The sequence below is a fragment of the Consotaella salsifontis genome (genome assembly GCF_900167365.1).
Classification (GTDB): domain Bacteria; phylum Pseudomonadota; class Alphaproteobacteria; order Rhizobiales; family Rhizobiaceae; genus Consotaella; species Consotaella salsifontis.
On the sequence record NZ_FUXL01000007.1, the window covers coordinates 64443 to 83035 of the forward strand.

Genomic DNA, 18593 nt, shown 5'->3' on the forward strand with positions numbered 1-18593 from the left:
GAAGGCCACGACCATCGACCGTGGCTCACAGTATCTGGACTGACCCAATCGCGGCCATTGAGAGGCAGGGTTGTCGGGCCGGTATCTCACGACGATCCCGATCTGATATGGTGCCGCCCATTGGCGTCGGAATAGAATGCTCTTATTCCGACCGAGTCTCCGAAAGATCTAGGCATGGCCCGACCCCAGCTCGACAAAATGAACCCTGTAAAAATCCAGATGAGGACAAAGTCGGAGACGATATATTCTGACCTGAAAGGTAGAATTCTATCCGGCGAGCTTAAGGCGGAGACCCGATTGAAAATCCGTGAGCTGGCAACGCTGTACGGGAGCAGCGATATTCCCGTCAGGGAAGCGCTGAAAGAACTGGCAGCCGAAAACCTGATCGAGATGAGCCCGCACAAAGGTTCTGTCGTCAAGAACCTCTCCTTCAAGGAAATGCGGGATATGCTGGAGGTTCGCGAGGTCCTGGAGCCGCTTGCCGCCAAGCTTGCGGCGGAACATGCGACACCCGAGCTGGTGGCGGCTCTCAAGGCGATCAACGCCAAATGCGTCTGGCTGGCACAAGAGGGCGACTATCTTGAGTATTCAGACGCGAATCGCGAGTTCCACAGGCTTATTACCGAATCCTGCGGCAACGATTACATCAACAAGATCATGAGCGAGCTGCTGCGCGTACAATTGTACACGAAGACAGTTTTCGATCTCTTCCCGGACATCATAGAAAGCTCGCTCAAAGAGCACCGAGAAATAATTGAGCTTATCGAACACGGAAGCGGAGATGAGGTTTACAACCTGATCCTCAAGCATAAACGCCGCGCATACAACAAACTGCGCGAGCACTTCGGAAACATGCAGGCACAATCGTCGCTAGAGGGTGACGTTCGCCACGAATGAGAACTCCTTCGGCTGGGATTGGACTCTCGCGCCCGCTCCTGCCGCCCCGGCGATGCCGGATCCTGGGCTCAAAGAGTCATGAGATGCCTCTGAGTCGACAGGCGTGCTGGCCAGCCAGCCGTGACGTTCTCCTCGCTTGATCCGGAGTGATCGCGCCCCCCCTCGCCCCAGGCGCCGAGGGCGGTGGCCAACGAGCCATCGACGCGCCGAACATGGGCGAACAGAGCCAAGTTGGAGAATTGAAATGGCCTTCGGTGGTGTGTTTCCGTATCTTGTCTCGCCTATCGACGAGTCCGGCGCAGTGATGCGCGATGTACTCGGCGATCTCGTCGAGCATCTCATCAATGCCGGGGTTCATGGGCTGACGCCGCTTGGCAGCACCGGCGAGTTCGCCTACCTGACCTGGGAGCAGCGGCGAGAAGTGGTCGAGACGGTCGTGGCCACTGCAAGGGGCCGGGTGCCGGTGATCGCCGGCGTCGCCTCCACCTCCACGCGCGATGCCGTGGCGCAGACGAAGCACATGGTCTCCGCCGGTGCCGACGGCATCCTGGCAATTCTGGAAACCTATTTCCCGATCGGTGACGAGGGTGTGGAAGCCTACTTCACTGCCATCGCCGGAGCCGCCCAGGGGCGACCAGTCGTCATTTACACCAACCCGCAGTTCCAACGCTCGGACCTGACATTGCCAGTCATCGAGCGGCTCAGCCACGTCGAGAACATCCGCTATATCAAGGACGCCTCCACCAACACCGGGCGCCTTCTTTCCATCATAGAGCGTACACGCGGCCGCCTGGACGTATTCGCGGCATCGGCGCACATCCCTGTCTGCGTCATGATGATTGGGGGCGTGGGCTGGATGGCAGGGCCGGCCTGCATCGCGCCCGGCCAGAGCATTGCGCTTTACGACGCCGCCAGACGCGGCGACTGGGTCGGCGCGATGGAACTTCAGCGCCCGCTGTGGCGCGTCAACGAGATCTTCGCCAAGTACTCGATCGCTGCATGCATCAAAGCGGCGCTAGAATTGCAAGGCTTTCCGGTCGGCGCGCCGATTCAGCCCCAGCAGCCACTGACGCAAGCGGCCCGGGACGAAATCGAGACCGTGCTTCGCGGCATAGGTGCGCTTTAACGCAATCCCCGTAGAGACGCGAAGCGATTCCGCCTTTGGAATGGATCGAACGCCAAAGCCTTGGAGCAGCGAAGGTGAACCGTATGTCACCGGAAGTGCTCCAGAAAGGGCGCCGCGCCGCGCCCCCCGGGTAACCTTCTGTTTGTGCGCGATGTTTTCCGAGGCGCAATGCGACGTCTCGACATCACGTCCTTGAGCTTGTCCAAATCCGCCCCTGCGGCGAGCCATGGGCAAAGGCCCTTCCCGGCTCGATGAAAGATGAAATAGCAAGATGCACAAGGTCGTTCTGATCACGCGGCTCAACCGGGTCGCGGACATTTTCCGTAGCGCCGTGCCGACCGACTTCGAGGTCTTCTTTCTGCCTATGTCGGCTACGGAGGAGGAGAAGATCGCCGCGGTCAGGGATGCGGAATTCATCGTTCTGCAACCCGCCGATATCTCCAGCACGGTGATTGGAGAATGTCGCAAGCTTCGGCTGTTACAGCTTCTCGGCGCCGGATACGACCAGATCGATCTCGGAGCCGTCGCCGAGCGCGGCGCGCTGGTCGCCACCAACGGCGGCGCCAATGCCTGGGCCGTGGCCGAGCACACCATCGCGATGCTACTCGCGCTTTATCGGCGCCTCACCGCCTGCGATGCCTCGGTCCGGGCGGGAACGTGGCGGCGCCCAGCCACCGAGTTCGGCACGTTCGAGGTCGCCGGCAAGACCCTGGGCATTGCGGGCGCGGGGACCATCGGCAAAAAGGTTGCGCACCGGCTGAAGGCATTCGAGACCGAGATCGTCTATTTCGATCCCGTCGCGCGCCCGGAGCTTGAGCAACAGCTTCAGGCGCGTCGCGTTTCCCTGGAGGAGCTCTTGCGGGTGTCCGACATCGTCAGCCTGCATCTGCCGCTGACGAAGGAGACAGCGAACCTTATCGGGCGCGAGCAACTGGCCTTGATGAAGGCCAACGCGGTGCTACTCAATCCCAGCCGTGGCGAGATCGTCGATGAGGCCGCGCTTGTTGAGGCTCTGCGCGAGGGGCGCATCGCCGGCGCCGGCCTGGACGTCTTCCAGCGCGAGCCTGTGGCGCCGGACAACCCGCTGCTCAGGCTCGACAACGTCGTCCTGTCGCCCCACTCGGCCGGTCATTCCTATGAAGGATGGTTCCGGCGCAGCAGTTTTTCGTGGGAGAACATCCAACGGGTCGTCTCCGGAGAAATGCCGACCTCGATCGCGCGATAAGCGACAATACAGGCCACGGCGGGAGGCTAGTGCCCTCGTCTCTTGTTGGCTGCGGCCACCGCCAGTGCCACACTCAACGCCATCGTGGCGCCAAGCGAGCGAAAGCCTTCGAAATCGGACTCGGCGATTTCCAGCCAAACCTTCGACAACCGGGCGACAGGGGAAAAGACGCTGTCCGTGATGCCGACCACCGGCACGTCACGGTTGGCGAGAATCTGAACCCAGTCGACCGTTGCCGAGGCATAGGGTGTGAATGAAATAGCGATCGCCGCGTCCTGCGGCCGAGCCAGTTCCAGAACGGTTTCCTCGCCGCCCTGGGCCGACCCCACGATACAGGCCCGCATCTTCAGCTTCCCGAAGATATAGGCGAGATAGCTGGCGACCGGGAATGAGCGCCGCTGCGCGAGCAGATAGATCGTGTCGGCCTCGGCCAGAACCGTCGTGGCCGCTTCCAGAGCCTCGGGATCGAGCTTCGGCAGGGCCTGTTCGATGGATTGGACAGCCGCTTCGAGAATCCCAACGGCCAGTACATGCGTGGCCGAGGTGTTGTCTGGGATCATCGACTTGGCATGCGCCAGCCGCTCTTCGTAGGAGGAATTCTGCACCTTCAGACGTTGGCGGAACACCGCCTGAAGGTCCGTGAAGCCCTGGTAGCCGAGGCTCTGTCCCAAGCGCACCAACGTCGAGGGCTGCACATGCGCGGCCTTGGCGATGCTCGCCGCTGTCCCGAACGCCACCTCCTCCGGGTTTTCCACCGCGAAGCGCGCGACCTGCGCCAAGCGCTTCGGCAAGGTGCCATGCCGCGCGAGGATCAGCGCCCGCAGGGAATCGAAATCCTGCGGTGAAGCGTCTTCATCGGCCACAACAACCATTAGCTCACCAATTCAACTTGGAATATACTTGCGCGAAGAGCAGTCGTCGCCCGAAAGCTCAAGCCGCTCTTCGCGCGATGTTATCGCGTCATCGTGCCGTCCCAGGTCGTCACCTTGGCAGGGATAGCCTTGCCGGTGAACCAGGTCGACGTGACATTCTTCGTTTCCGTGAAGAACATGAAACCGTCCTTGCCCATGCAGTGCAGGTCGCCGAAGAAGGACTGCTTGTGACCGGTGAAGCCGAAGATGCCCAAGGGCACGGGAATGCCGACATTGATGCCGACCATCCCGCCATCCGTGTGCTTGGCGAATTCCCGCGCATAGTGGCCGCTTTCGGTGAAGATCACCGAGCCGTTGGCGAAGCGGCTGGCGTTCATCACCTTCAATCCTTCCTCGAAGCTGTCGACGCGCTTGATGCAGAGAACCGGCCCGAAGATCTCCTCGCGGCCGCACGACATCTCGTCCGTGACGTGATCGAAGATCGTCGGACCGACGAAGAAGCCGGTTTCACAGCCCGATGCGACGTCCGGCTTGCGCCCGTCGAGAACGAGTTCCGCCCCTTCCTTGATCGCTGTTTCGATCCAGTTGAGAACGAAGTCCTTGTGCCCCTTGTTGACCACCGGCCCCATGCCTGTCGCCTTGTCATAGGCCGCTCCCAGATTGACCTTCTCGGCCAGATCCTTGACGAGCCCGACGAGCTTGTCGGCGATGGCGTTCTCCACCACGACCACAGGCAGGGCCATGCAGCGCTCGCCGGCACAGCCGCAGAAGGAGTTGATGATGCTCTGCGCCGCGCGCTCCAGCACCGCGTCCTGAAGCACCAGCGCATGGTTCTTGGCTTCCGTCAGCGCCTGAACCCGTTTGCCGTTGCTTGCCGCGGTCGCATAGATATGCTGGCCGACCGCCGTCGAACCCACGAAGGAAACCCCTTTGATATCGGGATGGCGAAGCAGAATTTCGGCCTCATTGCGGCTGGTCGTCACGATGTTGAGGACCCCTTCGGGCAAGCCGGCCTCAGCCCACAGCTCGGTGATCCGCATCGCCGATTGCGGGGCGAAACTCGCCGCCTTGAGCACCATGCAGTTGCCGGTCGCCAGGCAGATCGGCGCCATCCAGCCCTGCGGAATCATCGCCGGGAAGTTCCATGGGGCGATGCCCGCAAAAACGCCCATGGGCTCGCGGAACTGCACCGTGTCATAGCCTGACGAGACGTTCATCAGGGATTCGCCCTTCATCATCTGCGGCGCGCCGCAGGCGAACTCGACGACTTCGATGACCTTGAGGATATCGCCCTGAGCCTCGTCCCACTTCTTGCCGTTCTCCTCCGCGCAAAGACGAGTGAGTTCTTCGAGGTGTTCGTCCAAAAGGTGCTTCATGCGAAACAGCACCTGAACACGCTTGGAAACCGGCGTGTCGCGCCACGCGGGAAAGGCGGCAGCCGCAGCGGCGATCGCTTCCTCGACCTCGGCGGCAGTGCACTGGGGCGCATAGGCGATGACCGCGCCGGTCGAGGGATCGTAGCACGGCATGAGCTTTTCGCTGCGGGAGCGCTTCCACGTTCCTCCGACGCCATAATGGAGGATCTTGGGCCGCTTTCCGCTGATGGGATCAGGCTTAGTCTCGGAATCGGTCGAAAAGTAACGGTTCGGAGCCTCAGTCTTGGGCATTGCTGACATCGGTCACTTCCTACGAACGGGTTAGAAGGTCGAAGCCGAACATGCTCGGCCCGAACTGTTTGATTTCACCGCGATTGGCCTGACGATCCAGGCACGGTTTGCGCCACTCTTGCGCGATCGGGCGCGTGATCTGCCGCTCCGCATGCCTTCCGATACGAAGCATCTCGGTCGCCCGTCACGCAGGCTTCGACAGCAGCCACGCGTGCTCCGGCGCATTGTGAAATTTCCAGGTGCGCTTCGGTCCGGCCATGACATTGAGGTAGTAGAGGTCATAACCGTACGTCGCGGCGCAGGGATGGTAGCCCTTTGGTACCATGGTCACGTCGCCGTCCTCGAGGGTCATGACCTCGTCGAGCTCGCGATGCCCGCTCCCGTCCGCGTCCGTATAGACACGCTGGAAGGCGAACCCCTGGGGCGGGTTGATGCGGTGATAGTAGGTCTCTTCGAGGTAGGATTCGTCCGGCAGGTTGTCCGTGTCATGCTTGTGCGGGGGATAGGACGAGGTGTGCCCTCCCGGCGTTATGACCTCGACAACCAGCAGCGAATCCGCCTCGACGTCGCTCTCGGGAAGGATATCGGTGACGTAGCGCGTATTGGTCCCGACCCCGCGGGTCGTCTGGCGCAAGCCGTCGGGACGGATCACGCGCGCCGCGTGAGACCCCGCCTTGGCCGGAGCCGAGCAGACCGCGAGTTCGACGGGGGTCTTTGCCCTCACCCGGAAGTCCGAGCCCGCCGGCACATAGACGGACCAGGGCTTGCCCGAGAACGGGTCCATTCGCTCGCCAAGCGCGCCGAAATCCTGGCCGGCGGCATCCACCGCCGCGATACCCGAAACCAGGACCAGGCAGACCTCCCTGTCCTTCGTCGTGTCCGCAAAGCTCTCTTCAGGCGCCAGCCTGACCAGAGAAAAGCCGACATAGGTCCAGCCCGCGCTTTCCGGTGTGATCTCGATCACGCGACCGTTCGCCTTGCTTGCCCTTACCTTCAGCCGGGACATTCAGATCCCCTCTTTCTGCGGACACTGTCTGTCCTATTGCATTCCAGCGAAGGCGCCCGGCCGGCGCCAACGACGAAACCTGCAGAGCGCGCCGACTAGGCAGTCTTGCGCAGTCCGGCCTCGTTCAGAAAACGAACGAGATTGGCATAGCCCATCGCCACATACTTCTTGGGATTGGCTTTTTCCGGGTCCTGCTCGGCCTCGATAATGACCCAGCCCGTATAGTTCGGGAGCTCTCTGAAAAAGGCCACATAGTCGACGGCACCGTCGCCGGGAACCGTATAGACCCCTTCAAGGACCGACTTCAGGAAGGACCAGTCGCCTTCCGCCGCCTTCCTGGCGACGTCCAGGCGAACATCCTTGGTGTGGATATGCGCGATCCGATCGCGGTAGCGGGCGGCGAGTGCCACGGGGTCGACCCCCGCCCATGTGGCGTGGCCGGTATCGAGCAGCAGCTTCACCGCCTCTCCCGTTCCGGTCATGAAGCGATCGATGTCGGCCTCGCTCTGAACCACGGTGCCCATATGGTGGTGGTAGACGAGCGTCAGGCCGTATTCCTGCTTCACCAGCTCCGCGAAGCGCGTCATGCGCGGCAAAAGACGGGCCCATTCGTCCGGAGTCAGGATCGGCCTCCGCGACAAGGGCACGTCGATGCTGCCATGAACCGTGCGGGTGCATTCGCAAGTCACCAGAACCTCGGCGCCGGAGTCGCGGCGAAAGGCGAGTTCGGGGCGTTGCGCTTCCAGCTCGGCCTCGGCGTCGCGCTCCAGAAGGAAGGTCGACAGCCAACCGGAAACGAAGACAAGACCGTATTGCCCGAGCTTCGCTCTCATCTCCGAGGCAGTCTTGGGAAACTTGTTGCCGAGTTCCATGCCTTCCAGGCCGATCTCGGACGCTTCCGAGAGGCATTGTTCCAGCGGAATGTTTCCGCCGATCTCTTTCATGTCGTCGTTCGACCAGCAGATCGGATTGGCGCCGATGCGGATCATGGTCTTCTCCAGTTCCAATTGCCTCGCCGCCGTAAAGCTGCTTGGCACACAGCAGTAGCGGCCTCATCCCTGTCTCGATCGCGGATGGCATCCCTCGGGCCCGCCGGGCCCTTATGTCCCCTTCAAACATAGCGCTTTCAAAGCGCTCCGTGCGTTATGCCATCGTCTGTTGCGAAGCGCGCGCTGCCTCCCAGGCCTCCAGAAGAGCAAGAAATTTCCCGGCCATGTCGTCGATCGCCACTTCGTCGTCGATCGCGCCGGCCAGCCATTTGCGGGCGGCATCAGCAAAGATCGTGCGGCCGACGGCGAAGCCCTTGACCATGGGCGTGGAAGCGGCGGCAGCGAAAGCGGCTTCCAATTCCGGCCGCGACGCGTCGAGGCCAAGCAGAACGATCCCGCGACACCAGGGGTCACACTCCTCGATCACCGCCGCGATATTGGCCCAGGCGCGAGGCGAGGCCTGCGGCTCGAGCTTCCACCAGTCCGGCCTGATCCCCGACCGATAGAGATGGTTCACGACACGTGCGACGGTATCGTCCTCAAGGCGTCCGTTCTTTCCGGCGATGATCTCCACCAGAAGTTCACGACCGACCCGGCGGGAGGCCTCGTAGACGCGCAGCAGAGTTTCCGTCTGCTCAGACTGGAGCGCGGCCGGATCGTCGGGATGAAAGAAGCACAGGCACTTGATGACGTGGTCAACGGGCCACTCGACCAGGCGCGACCCGATATCGCGGCCATGCTCGAACTCGAGAGGCCGAGACCCCGGTTTCTCCACGGGTCGACCGATCCAGAATCCCGCTTGGCCCGCCGCCCCCAGCGCCCTGCGACCATAGGTTTCATCGAGGAGCATGCCGATGCCCGGCCGCCCCTCCCCCCCGCGCTGCGCGGCCTTGACGGCCAGCTCCTTGAACAGCCCGATCCGCTCTGTCTCCACACCGGCCTCGCGGGCCATCTCTTCCAACTGCGTGCGATGATCGATCGCGAGAGCCGCGAGCTTCGGCCACTGGCGGCGGCGGGTCGTCACCCAGTGAAGGTGGTTGATCTCCGTGTCCTTGCGCAGCGCCTTGAACGGAGAGCCGTGCTCCAGGAAATACTGGAGTTCGGTAAAAGTCGGGCTTTCCGGCGAGCAAAGCAGGCGCGACACCGCGAAGGCGCCGCAGGCATTGGCCCATGTCGCGGCCGTCTCCAGGTCCTCGCCCGCGAGATAGCCGCGCAGCAGGCCCGACATGAAGGCGTCGCCCGCCCCCAGCACGTTGAACACCTCGATCGGGAAGCCCTTGCCGACGATCCCTTCCTCCAGGTCGCCGGCGATGGGGCCCTCATAGATGATGCACCCCATCGGCCCCCGCTTCAGAACGATCGTCGCCGCCGAGAGCGCGCGGATCGCCCTTAGAGCCGTAAGAACGTCTTCAGATCCCCCGGCGATCATGACCTCTTCTTCGGTGCCGACGATCAGGTCACAGTCCGGCAGGACGCTCGCAAGCGCTTGCGAGACGACATCGGAGGCGACGTATCGGGAAAAGCCCGCCGCATGGCCGGCCAGACCCCAAAGGTTCGGCCGATAGTCGATATCGAAGCAGATCTTCGCGCCGTTCTTCTTGGCGATCGCCATCGCCTTCTTCTGGGCCGCGGCGGTGTTCGGCCGTGAGAAATGCGTTCCGGATACGACGATCGCGCGGGCGCGGGAAAAGAACGCCTCATCGACGTCGTCCTCACTGAGGGCCATGTCGGCGCAGTTCTCGCGATAAAAGATCATCGGGAAGCTTTTGTCGCTCTCGACAGCCAGGAGCACCAGCGCCGTCAGACGGTTCGGATCGGTGACGACAGCGCCAACGTCGACCCCCTCGCGAACCAGCTGCTCGCGAATGAAGCGCCCCATCTGCTCGTCGCCGACGCGCGTGAGGACGGCACTCTTCAGCCCCAGGCGCGCCGTCCCGATGGCGATGTTCGACGGGCACCCTCCCACCGACTTCGCCATCGACGTGACATCCTCGAGCCGCGATCCGATCTGCTGGCCGTAGAGATCCACCGACGAACGGCCGATGGTGATGACGTCCAGCATCGGCGAACCCAATCCCACAGCCATGAATATTTTCCTCACTCCGCAAGGCTCGCCGAATTCGTCGGAAATGCGGACAGCGGTCGGATCCGACTTGCTCTCGGTCGCTCTGCCATTGCGCAATAATTGAAACAGCAAATTCCATTCGGTGTCAACACGGATTGAATATTCCACACGGAAGCGGTATGGCAGAGATGGTGAGCTTGGTGAGGGAGAAGACTCATGCTCAATTTCGGGCTGCTGGGCGCCGGCCGGATCGGCCAGATCCATGGGCGCAACATCGCGGCAAATCCCGAGGCACGCCTGGTGGCTCTGGCGGACCCGGTTCCGTCCGCTGCCGAGGCCCTCGCCGCTCAAACAGGCGCTGAGGTGCGCTCGATCGACGCCATCCTGGATGCCGATGACATCGACGTTGTGGCGATCTGCACCCCCACGGATAGTCACGCGGAATATATCGAGCGGGCAGCCGCGGCAGGAAAAGCCATCTTTTGCGAAAAGCCGGTCGATCTTTCCAGCCAGCGCATCAAGGCGCTTCTCGGACGCATGCGCGCGGTCCCGACGATGATCGCCTTCAACCGGCGCTTCGATCCCAATTTCGCGGCCCTGAAGGCGCGCATCGACGCCGGCCAGATCGGCGAGGTCGAGCTCGTCTCGGTCGTCTCCCGAGATCCGGGGCCGCCGCCGGTCAGCTATATCCAGAAGTCGGGCGGGCTTTTCCGCGACATGATGATCCATGATTTCGACATGGCGCGGTTTCTTGTCGGCGAGCCCTTCGAAACTGTTCAGGCGGTCGGCTCATGCCTCGTCGACCCAGGTATCGGCGAAGCCGGCGATGTGGACACCGCGGCGGTCCTTTTGAAGACCGCGTCCGGCAAGATCTGCCAGATCTCCAATTCGCGCCGGGCGACCTATGGTTATGATCAGCGCATCGAGGTCCATGGATCGAAGGGGCTGCTCACGGCCGGCAACATCCACGAGACGACCGTCTGCCTCGCGAACGGCGCAGGCATCACGGCCGACCCCATCCAGAATTTCTTCCTCCAGCGCTACATGGCGGCGTACCGGAGCGAGATCGAACATTTCATCAGTGCCCTTGCCAATGGTCGCGAGCCCAGCCCAACGGCGCTCGACGGCTTCGAGGCCGGGCGCCTTGCCGATGCGGCGACGGAGAGCCATCGCACCGGCCGCACGATCGAGCTGGCCCAATTCGCCTGAGGATGCGGAGCTTCCTTTCCGGGCTGCCTGAAAGGGACCATGATATTGGCACGGCTTCGACAGCTCGCCGGGAAGTGTGCCGAATGACACGATCATCCTGGCGGGTGAGAAGCAATTTTCCTATGGCGCTCCATCGCCCATTCGGCGAGATGCGACGCGGGCCGAGGGGAGGACGACAGACATGGGAACCATCAGACTGACCGCCGCTCAGGCGATGGTGCGCTTTCTCATCGTTCAACGCAACGAGGAGGGAGCCCCCCTCATCCCCGGCGTCTGGGCCATCTTCGGTCACGGCAATGTCGCGGGCCTCGGCGAGGCGCTGGCCGAAGCGGGCGATGCGCTTCCGACGTGGCGCGGGCACAACGAGCAATCCATGGCCCACGCCGCCATCGCCTACGCCAAGGCGACGAATCGGCGTCAGGCCATGGCCGTCACGACCTCGATCGGCCCCGGCGCCACCAATATGGTGACCGCCTGCGCCGTCGCGCACGTGAACCGCCTCCCCTTGCTTCTCGTCCCCGGCGACGTTTTCGCGACCCGTCAGCCCGATCCGGTGTTGCAGCAGATCGAGGATTTCGACGACGGCACCGTCTCGGTCAACGACTGCTTCCGCCCAGTGGCCCGCTACTTCGACCGGATCGGCCGTGCCGAGCACCTGCTCTCGGCACTTCCCCGAGCGATGCGCGTGTTGACGGATCCTGCGGACTGCGGCCCGGTCGTTCTGGCCTTCCCGCAGGATGTCCAGACAGAGGCGTACGACTGGCCAGAATCGTTCTTCGCCGAACGTATTTGGCAGCGCCGTCGCCCGCATCCCGATCCGCGCGAGATCGATCGCGCGGCGGAGATGATCCGGGCTGCGAAAACGCCGATGATCGTCGCCGGCGGCGGCGTTCTCTACTCCGGCGCGATGGATGCGCTGAAGCGGTTTGCCGATGCCCACAACATCGTCGTCACGGAAACCCATGCCGGCCGCTCGGCGCTTCCCTGGAGCGATCCGCTCAACTTCGGCGCCCCAGGCGTCTGCGGCAGCGCGGCCGCAAATGCCGTCGCCGAAAAGGCCGATCTCGTCATCGGCGTCGGCACGCGCTTCCAGGACTTCACGACCGGCTCCTGGGCCGTGTTCAAAAACCCGGAACGCCGGCTCCTCGCCATCAACGTCTGCTCCTATGATGGGATCAAACACGGCGCCGTGCCGCTCATCGCCGATGCCAAGGTCGCGCTTGAAGCACTCGACGCTGCGCTCGGCCAGCATAAGGCGACACTCCCCGACCCTGCCATCCGAGAGGATTGGTTCAAGGAGGTCGACCGTGCGACGGCGGCGCCCCACGGCAATGCCCTGCCGACAGATGCCCAGGTGATCGGCGCCGCGCAACGCGGCCTCGACGAGAACGCCGTTCTCCTATGTGCGTCCGGCGGCCTGCCGGGCGAATTGCAGAAGCTGTGGAAGGCTTCCAAGCCCAACGGCTATCACATGGAATACGGCTATTCCTGCATGGGCTATGAGATCGCCGGGGCCATAGGCGCCAAGATGGCGATGCCCGACCGGGAAATCTGCGTGATGGTCGGCGACGGCTCCTATATGATGATGAATTCCGAGTTGGCCACCTCGGTCATGATCGGACAAAAGATCATCGTCATCCTCCTCGACAATCGGGGCTTCGGCTGCATCAACCGCCTGCAAATGGCCTGCGGCGGAAAGAGCTTCAACAATCTCTTGGACACGGCGCGCCACGTCGTGCCTTCCAACATCGACTTCGCCGCCCACGCCGCCGCGATGGGCGCTATCGCGGAAAAGGTCGATTCGATTTCCGAACTCGAAGAGGCTCTGGGACGAGCGCGAGCGTCCGACCGGAGCCATGTCATCGTCATCGACACCGATCCCCTTCCCTCCACCGAGGCCGGTGGGGCGTGGTGGGAAGTCGCCGTGCCTGAAGTCTCCAACCGCGCCGAGGTTCGTAAGGCGCGCGATGACTACGAGGCGCATCTGGCGGCCCGCAAGGCGATCAACTGAACGCCGTGCGCCATCCGGGGCGGCCAGTCCTTGCACGAGCCGCCTCATCAAACCATCCAACCCATCATTCTTAAGTCGCGGCAAGCCGCACGATGCCCGAACCCGTAGAAATGGGCGAGGCGCCGGTCGGCTTCTTCCGCGCGTTCCGCTTCCCGTCGATCCAAGGCTCTGACCGGCATCAGCAAAACCGTTCAAGAATGGCGCGGATCGAAATATTCCATATTGACTGCCGAATGGGATTGATATTTCATATCTGCATAAGAAGGCAGAAGCTGGAGGATGCAGACGATCTGCATGCTTCTGCCGCCGAGCGGAGGGGATGAATCATACATCCCCCTGCCAATGGAGGAGACGCAGAGGCTTGTTCTTCTGCGGAACGGCAATGACCGAAAGCAGCTCGAAGCTTGTCGAATTCAGCCGCATCGAGATCTTTGGCCGGGCGCCGGCCGAAGAAGGTGATGATGGCGGCGTCTCTCGTTCTTATCTTGCGCTCGAGGGATTTTTCACCCGATCATCCACCTGCCTTCTTCCTTCCCTCAATATTCTTGACGGAATTCGGATCATTTCGGGGATCGGCCGTGCTTCGATGACCGGCGATTGCGCAGGGATCATCCATGAGTACCGGTAAGTTGCTGCTGCAGGCGACGGGAATCTGCAAGAAGTTTTCAGGGGTCGTTGCCCTCGATCATGTGAGCCTCGACGCGAAGGCCGGAGAAATCCACGCCATTGCAGGAGAGAATGGCGCGGGCAAGTCGACGCTGATCAAGATCCTGACCGGCGCTTATACGCCGGACGAGGGCAAGATCATCTTCGATGGCGAAGAGATGATCCACACCGATCCGCGCAGGGCCATGCAGGCCGGAATCGCCTGCATCTATCAAGAGCTCAACCTCATTCCGCACCTAACGGTTACTGAGAATATTTTCCTTGGGCGTGAATACCGACTGGTTGGTCACACCAACGTCCTCGACCGCAGCAGGATGCGCAAGGAAGTCGGAGAGCTGATGCGAGAGCTTGGGCTTGCGATCGATCCTGATGCGCGCATCGCCACTCTCGGCGTTGGACAGCAGCAGATGGTCGAGATCGCCCGGTCCGTGCGCTCCAACGCCAAGCTGATCATCATGGACGAGCCGACCTCGTCCCTGTCCGAGAAAGATGCGGAAGAGCTGTTCCGCATTGTGCACCGGATCAAGGCGCGCGGCGTCGCCGTGCTGTTCATCTCGCATCGGTTGGACGAGATGAAGAACCACTGCGATCGAGTGACCATTCTGCGCGACGGCAGCAGCGTCGCGACTCTCAAGATCGCGGAAACATCGGTCGACGAAATCATCAAGCTGATGGTCGGACGCGACATCACGAACAAATACCCGAAGGTCAAAGCGACCTGGGGCGACGTCGTTCTGGCGGTCGAGGGCCTGACCCGCAAGGGCGTCCTCCATGACATTTCCTTCGAGTTGCACGCGGGCGAGGTGCTCGGGCTCGCGGGCCTTGTCGGCTCGGGTCGCACGGAGACCGCGCGAGTCATCGCCGGCGCCGATCCGCTGGACAAGGGCAGGATCAAGGTCTTCGGCAAGGAGGTCAGGATCCGCGAGCCACGCGATTCCATCGATGCCGGGATCGCGTTCCTCACGGAGAACCGCAAGGAGCAGGGCCTCATCCTGATCCAGAGCGTCGAGTTCAACTCGACCATGGTCAAGATGGAGCAGTATGCGAAGGGCAGCATCCTCGATCTCGCCAAGCTCAAGGCCATGACCGAGAAGATGGCGACCGGCCTGAGGCTGCGCGCGGCTTCGGTGAAGATGCCTGTTGGGCAGCTCTCAGGCGGCAATCAGCAGAAGGTCGTGATTGCCAAGTGGCTGCTGTCCCACGCGAAGATATTCATCTTCGACGAGCCGACGCGCGGCATCGATGTCGGAGCCAAGGTCGAGGTCTATCGGCTCATCAACGAGCTCGTGGCCGGCGGGGCGGGCATCATCATCATCTGCTCCGAAATGGACGAGGTCCTCGGCATGGCCGACCGCATCCTGGTGATGCACGAGGGGCGCATCACGGCGAACATGATGCGTTCGGACGCGACCCAGGAAAAGATCATGTATGCGGCATCCAACGTTTCTGTGAACTAGTTCGGAATCGTTCGCCAAGACTGCCAAGCATGAACATGCATCGGGAGCGATGACGGAGATGACACCCATGACGAGCGTCGCCGATCAATTGGAAAAGGGCAAGAAAGGCTCGATGACCGAGCGGCTGTATAGCCTGGGCGTCCTTCTCAGTCTCTTGCTCCTGTGCTTGATCATGAGCTTCCTGTCCAATCGCTTCCTGACGATGGACAATCTGATGAACGTGGCGGCCCAGGCAGCGGTCAGCGCCATCGTGTCGATCGGCATGTTCCTGGCCATCCTGACGGCCGGTATCGATCTTTCCGTCGGCTCCATCCTGGCGCTGTCCACGATGGTCATGGGCGTCGTCGGCGTGAACTGGGGGTTCGGCCCCTACACCTCCATCCTCGCATGCCTAGCGACCGGCGCGTTTCTCGGCCTTTGCAACGGCTTGATGCTGACGCAGCTGCGTCTGCCGCATCCGTTCATTTCGACGCTCGGCATGCAGAAGATGGCGCGCGGCATCGCACTGGTGATCACCGCCGCGGCGCCGATCAGCATGTTCCCGGAGCCGGTGACCTATCTCGGCAGCGCCTCGGTGGGCGGCATTCCGGTGAGCTTCGTCCTCGTCGCCGTTCTCTATATCGGCATGTACCTCTTCCTCACCCGCACGACGACGGGGCGATACATCTACGCGGTGGGCGGCAACAAGGAGGCGAGCCGCCTGAGCGGCATTCGCGTCAACGGCATTCTCAACCTCGTCTACACGATCAGCGGCTTCACCGCCGCGCTCGCCGGCCTCGTCCTCGCCGGCCGGGTCGATGCCGTCTATCCGCTGGCGGGGCTCGATTACGAGACCGATGCGATCGCCGCCGTCATCATCGGCGGCGCCAGCTTCTTCGGCGGCGTCGGCTCGATCGGCAACACGATCATCGGCGTTCTTCTCATCGCCGTGCTGCGAAACGGTCTCAACCTGCTCAACGTCGATTCCGCCTACCAGACCTTCGCCATCGGCGCCGTCATCATCGTCGCCGTGGCTGTCGACGTGGTGCGTCAGAAGTTCATGGTCGCGCGCTGATCCGGCGGCCCTGTACCAGGCCAGGCATGGCCTGGATTCGGAATCGCCGGGTCGCATCACAATGCGCGGGAGGCGCAGACCCGGCGAACAGCCAGCATCATACCAAGCAAGAACCAATGGGAGAGAACCGATATGAAATTCCGCCATCTCATGTTCGCGCTGGCAGCCGCGGCCGTCGCCATCAACGCCGGCAGCGCGGCAGCCGCTGAAAAGCCGCGCATCGCCGTGATCCTGAAGACCCTCAGCAGCCAGTATTGGAAGGTCGTCGCGGCCGGTGCCCAGGATGCCGCCAAGAAGTACGACGTCGACCTCATCCTGCTCGGGCCGCCGACCGAGGACGCCGTCGAACAGCAGATCAACATGGTTCAGGACGCCCTTTCGCAGCATCCCGGCGCCCTCGTCTTCAGCCCGTCGCAGCCTCCGACGGCGGTCGGCGTTCTCAAGAAGGCCGCAGAGGCGAAGGTGCCGGTCATCCTCGTGGATACCGGAATGCCCGAGCGCTTCACGGACTATGTGACCTTCATCGGAACGGACAATCTGGCGGCGGGCAAGGCCGGCGGCGAGGCCCTCGCCAAGGTGCTGAAGAAGGGAGACAAGGTCATCCTTCTCGACGGCGCGCCAGGTAATCCCTCCATGACGGACCGCGTCGATGGAGCGAAAGAGGTTCTTGAAGCCGCCGGGATCGAGGTCGCGTCTCGCCAACCGGCCTACAGCGACCGCGAGAAGGCCTTCACGGTCACACAGAACATTCTTCAGTCGACACCGGACATCGCCGGCGTCTTCGCCGGCAACGACGAGGAAGCGCTGGGCGCAATGCGCGCGCTTCAGCAGAGCGGCAAGAAGGTTCCGGTGATCGGCGTCGATGCCAACGACGAGAACCTGAAGGCCATTCTCTCCGGCGACCTCTATGGCTCCATCGCCCAGGGCAACTACCAGATGGGCTATCTCGGCATCGAGAAGGCGCTCGACGCCATCAACGGCAAACCGGTCGACAAGCGCATCGACTCGGGCGCGACGCTCGTGACCAAGGAGAATGCCCAGAAGGTGCTGGACGATCGGGCCAACATGTCACAGTGACGTCGCAGCAGCCGCGCCCTTCCGCATGACGCCTGGAGCGGCCGTCGCGGCACATCAGGGCTCGGCAAAACGACGTCAACCGCCACGGAGGGATGTTCCCTCCGTGGCGGGATAGTCGGCGGGATCGGGCGCCTTGGCTGCGGTCAAAGGCAGTGCCTCGGAAGAGCCGGACGTCCGAAAGCACAGCACCAAAGGCGCGAAGGCGCGAAGGCGCGAAGGCGCGAAGGCGCGAAGGCGCGAAGGCGCGAAGGCGCGAAGGAAAATGTCGCAAGAACTTCGAATTGGCATCGTCGGGCTGGGCAGGTTGGGCAAACGGCACGCGAGCAATCTCGCCTTTCGCGTACCCGGCGCCTCACTCGTCGCCGCGGCAAGCCCCGTCGAGGAGGAACGCCGCTGGGCGGAGCGCGCCCTTCCGGGGGTTCGCATCTACAGTGGCCTGCCAGACCTTCTCGCCGATCAAACGGTCGAGGCAGTTTGGCTGGTGACGCCGACCTCTCTCCACGCGGATCAGACCATTGCGGTTCTTGAAGCCGGCAAGCATGTCTTCTGTGAGAAGCCGCTCGCGCTCGAAGTCGAGGATTGCGACCGCGTTCTCGACGTGGCCAGACGCCATGGCGGCCAGCTCGCAATGGTCGGCTTCATGCGCCGGTTCGACCGCGCCTATGCCGAGGCCAAGCGCCGCATCGACGCCGGCGAACTCGGACAGGTCTTCCACATTGCCTGCCGGTCGGAAGACCCAATCGATCCCGACGGCTTTTTCGTCAAGTTCGCGCCAACCTCCGGTGGCATCTTTCTCGACTGCTGCATCCACGACATCGACCTCGTGCAGTGGATGCTCGATGGCGCCAAACCCGTCGGCATAAGCGCGACGGGCACGCGCATCATGTATCCGGCCCTGGGGGAATGCGGCGATGTCGACAATGGCTTTGCGACAGTCACCTTCGAGAGCGGAGCCGTCGCGACCTTTCACGTCTCGCGCACCTCGCATCAGGGCTATGAGGCAACGATGAGCCTTTCGGGAACGAAGGCCGGCATCGACATCGGCGCCGGCCTCACGCGCGTTCCCACTCTGTCACGAAGCACCGGAGGCCGCTTCCTCGAAGGGCAGACGGATTTCTTCCAGCGCTTCGACGAGGCGTTCCTTCTGGAAGCCAACGCGTTCGTCGAGGCGGTGCGGAGTGGCAAGCCTTCCCCGCTGTCACTCGAGGACGCGCGCGAGGCGACGGACCTCGCCTGCCGGCTGCGCGACGCTCTGAAGGTTTGACAGGTCGA

General features: G+C 62.6%; 16 protein-coding genes. 11 read left to right on the forward strand and 5 right to left on the reverse strand.

What is annotated here, in order from left to right:
• The first annotated feature begins 174 nt into the window (after positions 1–174).
• The 3 genes from B5D38_RS11460 to B5D38_RS11470 all read left to right on the forward strand — a co-directional run bounded on the left by B5D38_RS11460 (position 175) and on the right by B5D38_RS11470 (position 3248).
• A complete protein-coding gene (locus tag B5D38_RS11460; protein WP_078708568.1) occupies positions 175–897 on the forward strand; it encodes a GntR family transcriptional regulator in 723 nt (240 codons plus the stop codon).
• A 244-nt stretch (positions 898–1141) separates the two neighbouring features.
• Positions 1142–2023: a dihydrodipicolinate synthase family protein gene (locus B5D38_RS11465; protein WP_078708569.1), complete on the forward strand. Its 882-nt coding sequence runs from the start codon at positions 1142–1144 to the stop codon at positions 2021–2023.
• A gap of 271 nt (positions 2024–2294) precedes the next feature.
• Positions 2295–3248, forward strand: a complete 954-nt coding sequence (locus tag B5D38_RS11470; protein WP_078708570.1) for a 2-hydroxyacid dehydrogenase — start codon at positions 2295–2297, stop codon at positions 3246–3248.
• 26 nt (positions 3249–3274) lie between these two features.
• Here B5D38_RS11470 and B5D38_RS11475 read toward each other — a convergent pair whose 3' ends face one another.
• From B5D38_RS11475 to B5D38_RS11495, 5 genes are all read right to left on the reverse strand, one after another.
• Positions 3275–4120 (reverse strand): MurR/RpiR family transcriptional regulator, encoded by an 846-nt coding sequence (locus B5D38_RS11475; protein ID WP_078708571.1) that lies wholly within the window; start codon positions 4118–4120, stop codon positions 3275–3277.
• 80 nt (positions 4121–4200) lie between these two features.
• Positions 4201–5796 carry a CoA-acylating methylmalonate-semialdehyde dehydrogenase gene (locus B5D38_RS11480; protein WP_207552936.1) on the reverse strand — a complete coding sequence of 532 codons (1596 nt, stop codon included), beginning with the start codon at positions 5794–5796 and terminating at the stop codon, positions 4201–4203.
• A gap of 175 nt (positions 5797–5971) precedes the next feature.
• Positions 5972–6793 (reverse strand): 5-deoxy-glucuronate isomerase, encoded by an 822-nt coding sequence (iolB, locus tag B5D38_RS11485; protein WP_078708573.1) that lies wholly within the window; start codon positions 6791–6793, stop codon positions 5972–5974.
• Between the two features lie 95 nt (positions 6794–6888).
• Entirely contained in the window at positions 6889–7782 is an 894-nt protein-coding gene (iolE, locus tag B5D38_RS11490; RefSeq protein WP_078708574.1) for a myo-inosose-2 dehydratase, read from the reverse strand.
• 154 nt (positions 7783–7936) lie between these two features.
• Entirely contained in the window at positions 7937–9868 is a 1932-nt protein-coding gene (locus B5D38_RS11495) for a bifunctional 5-dehydro-2-deoxygluconokinase/5-dehydro-2-deoxyphosphogluconate aldolase (RefSeq protein ID WP_078708722.1), read from the reverse strand.
• A gap of 195 nt (positions 9869–10063) precedes the next feature.
• On the opposite strand from B5D38_RS11495, the gene iolG reads away from it, so the two are divergent.
• The 8 genes from iolG (at position 10064) to B5D38_RS11530 (ending at position 18585) form a co-directional block, all read left to right on the forward strand.
• Positions 10064–11056 (forward strand): inositol 2-dehydrogenase, encoded by a 993-nt coding sequence (iolG, locus tag B5D38_RS11500; protein ID WP_078708575.1) that lies wholly within the window; start codon positions 10064–10066, stop codon positions 11054–11056.
• Positions 11057–11237: 181 nt separating this feature from the next.
• Complete coding sequence (iolD, locus tag B5D38_RS11505) at positions 11238–13067, forward strand: 3D-(3,5/4)-trihydroxycyclohexane-1,2-dione acylhydrolase (decyclizing) (RefSeq protein WP_078708576.1); 1830 nt, start codon at positions 11238–11240, stop codon at positions 13065–13067.
• 92 nt (positions 13068–13159) lie between these two features.
• Positions 13160–13390: a hypothetical protein gene (locus B5D38_RS22045; RefSeq protein ID WP_131829908.1), complete on the forward strand. Its 231-nt coding sequence runs from the start codon at positions 13160–13162 to the stop codon at positions 13388–13390.
• A gap of 59 nt (positions 13391–13449) precedes the next feature.
• Positions 13450–13695 (forward strand): hypothetical protein, encoded by a 246-nt coding sequence (locus B5D38_RS11510; RefSeq protein WP_078708577.1) that lies wholly within the window; start codon positions 13450–13452, stop codon positions 13693–13695.
• Positions 13682–15190 carry a sugar ABC transporter ATP-binding protein gene (locus B5D38_RS11515; protein WP_078708578.1) on the forward strand — a complete coding sequence of 503 codons (1509 nt, stop codon included), beginning with the start codon at positions 13682–13684 and terminating at the stop codon, positions 15188–15190. Before B5D38_RS11510 ends, B5D38_RS11515 begins: the two co-directional genes overlap by 14 nt.
• Positions 15191–15257: 67 nt before the next feature.
• A complete protein-coding gene (locus B5D38_RS11520; protein WP_078708723.1) occupies positions 15258–16244 on the forward strand; it encodes an ABC transporter permease in 987 nt (328 codons plus the stop codon).
• A 132-nt stretch (positions 16245–16376) separates the two neighbouring features.
• Positions 16377–17321 carry a sugar ABC transporter substrate-binding protein gene (locus B5D38_RS11525; RefSeq protein WP_078708579.1) on the forward strand — a complete coding sequence of 315 codons (945 nt, stop codon included), beginning with the start codon at positions 16377–16379 and terminating at the stop codon, positions 17319–17321.
• 262 nt (positions 17322–17583) lie between these two features.
• Positions 17584–18585 (forward strand): Gfo/Idh/MocA family oxidoreductase, encoded by a 1002-nt coding sequence (locus B5D38_RS11530; protein WP_078708724.1) that lies wholly within the window; start codon positions 17584–17586, stop codon positions 18583–18585.
• The last annotated feature ends 8 nt before the right edge of the window (positions 18586–18593 follow it).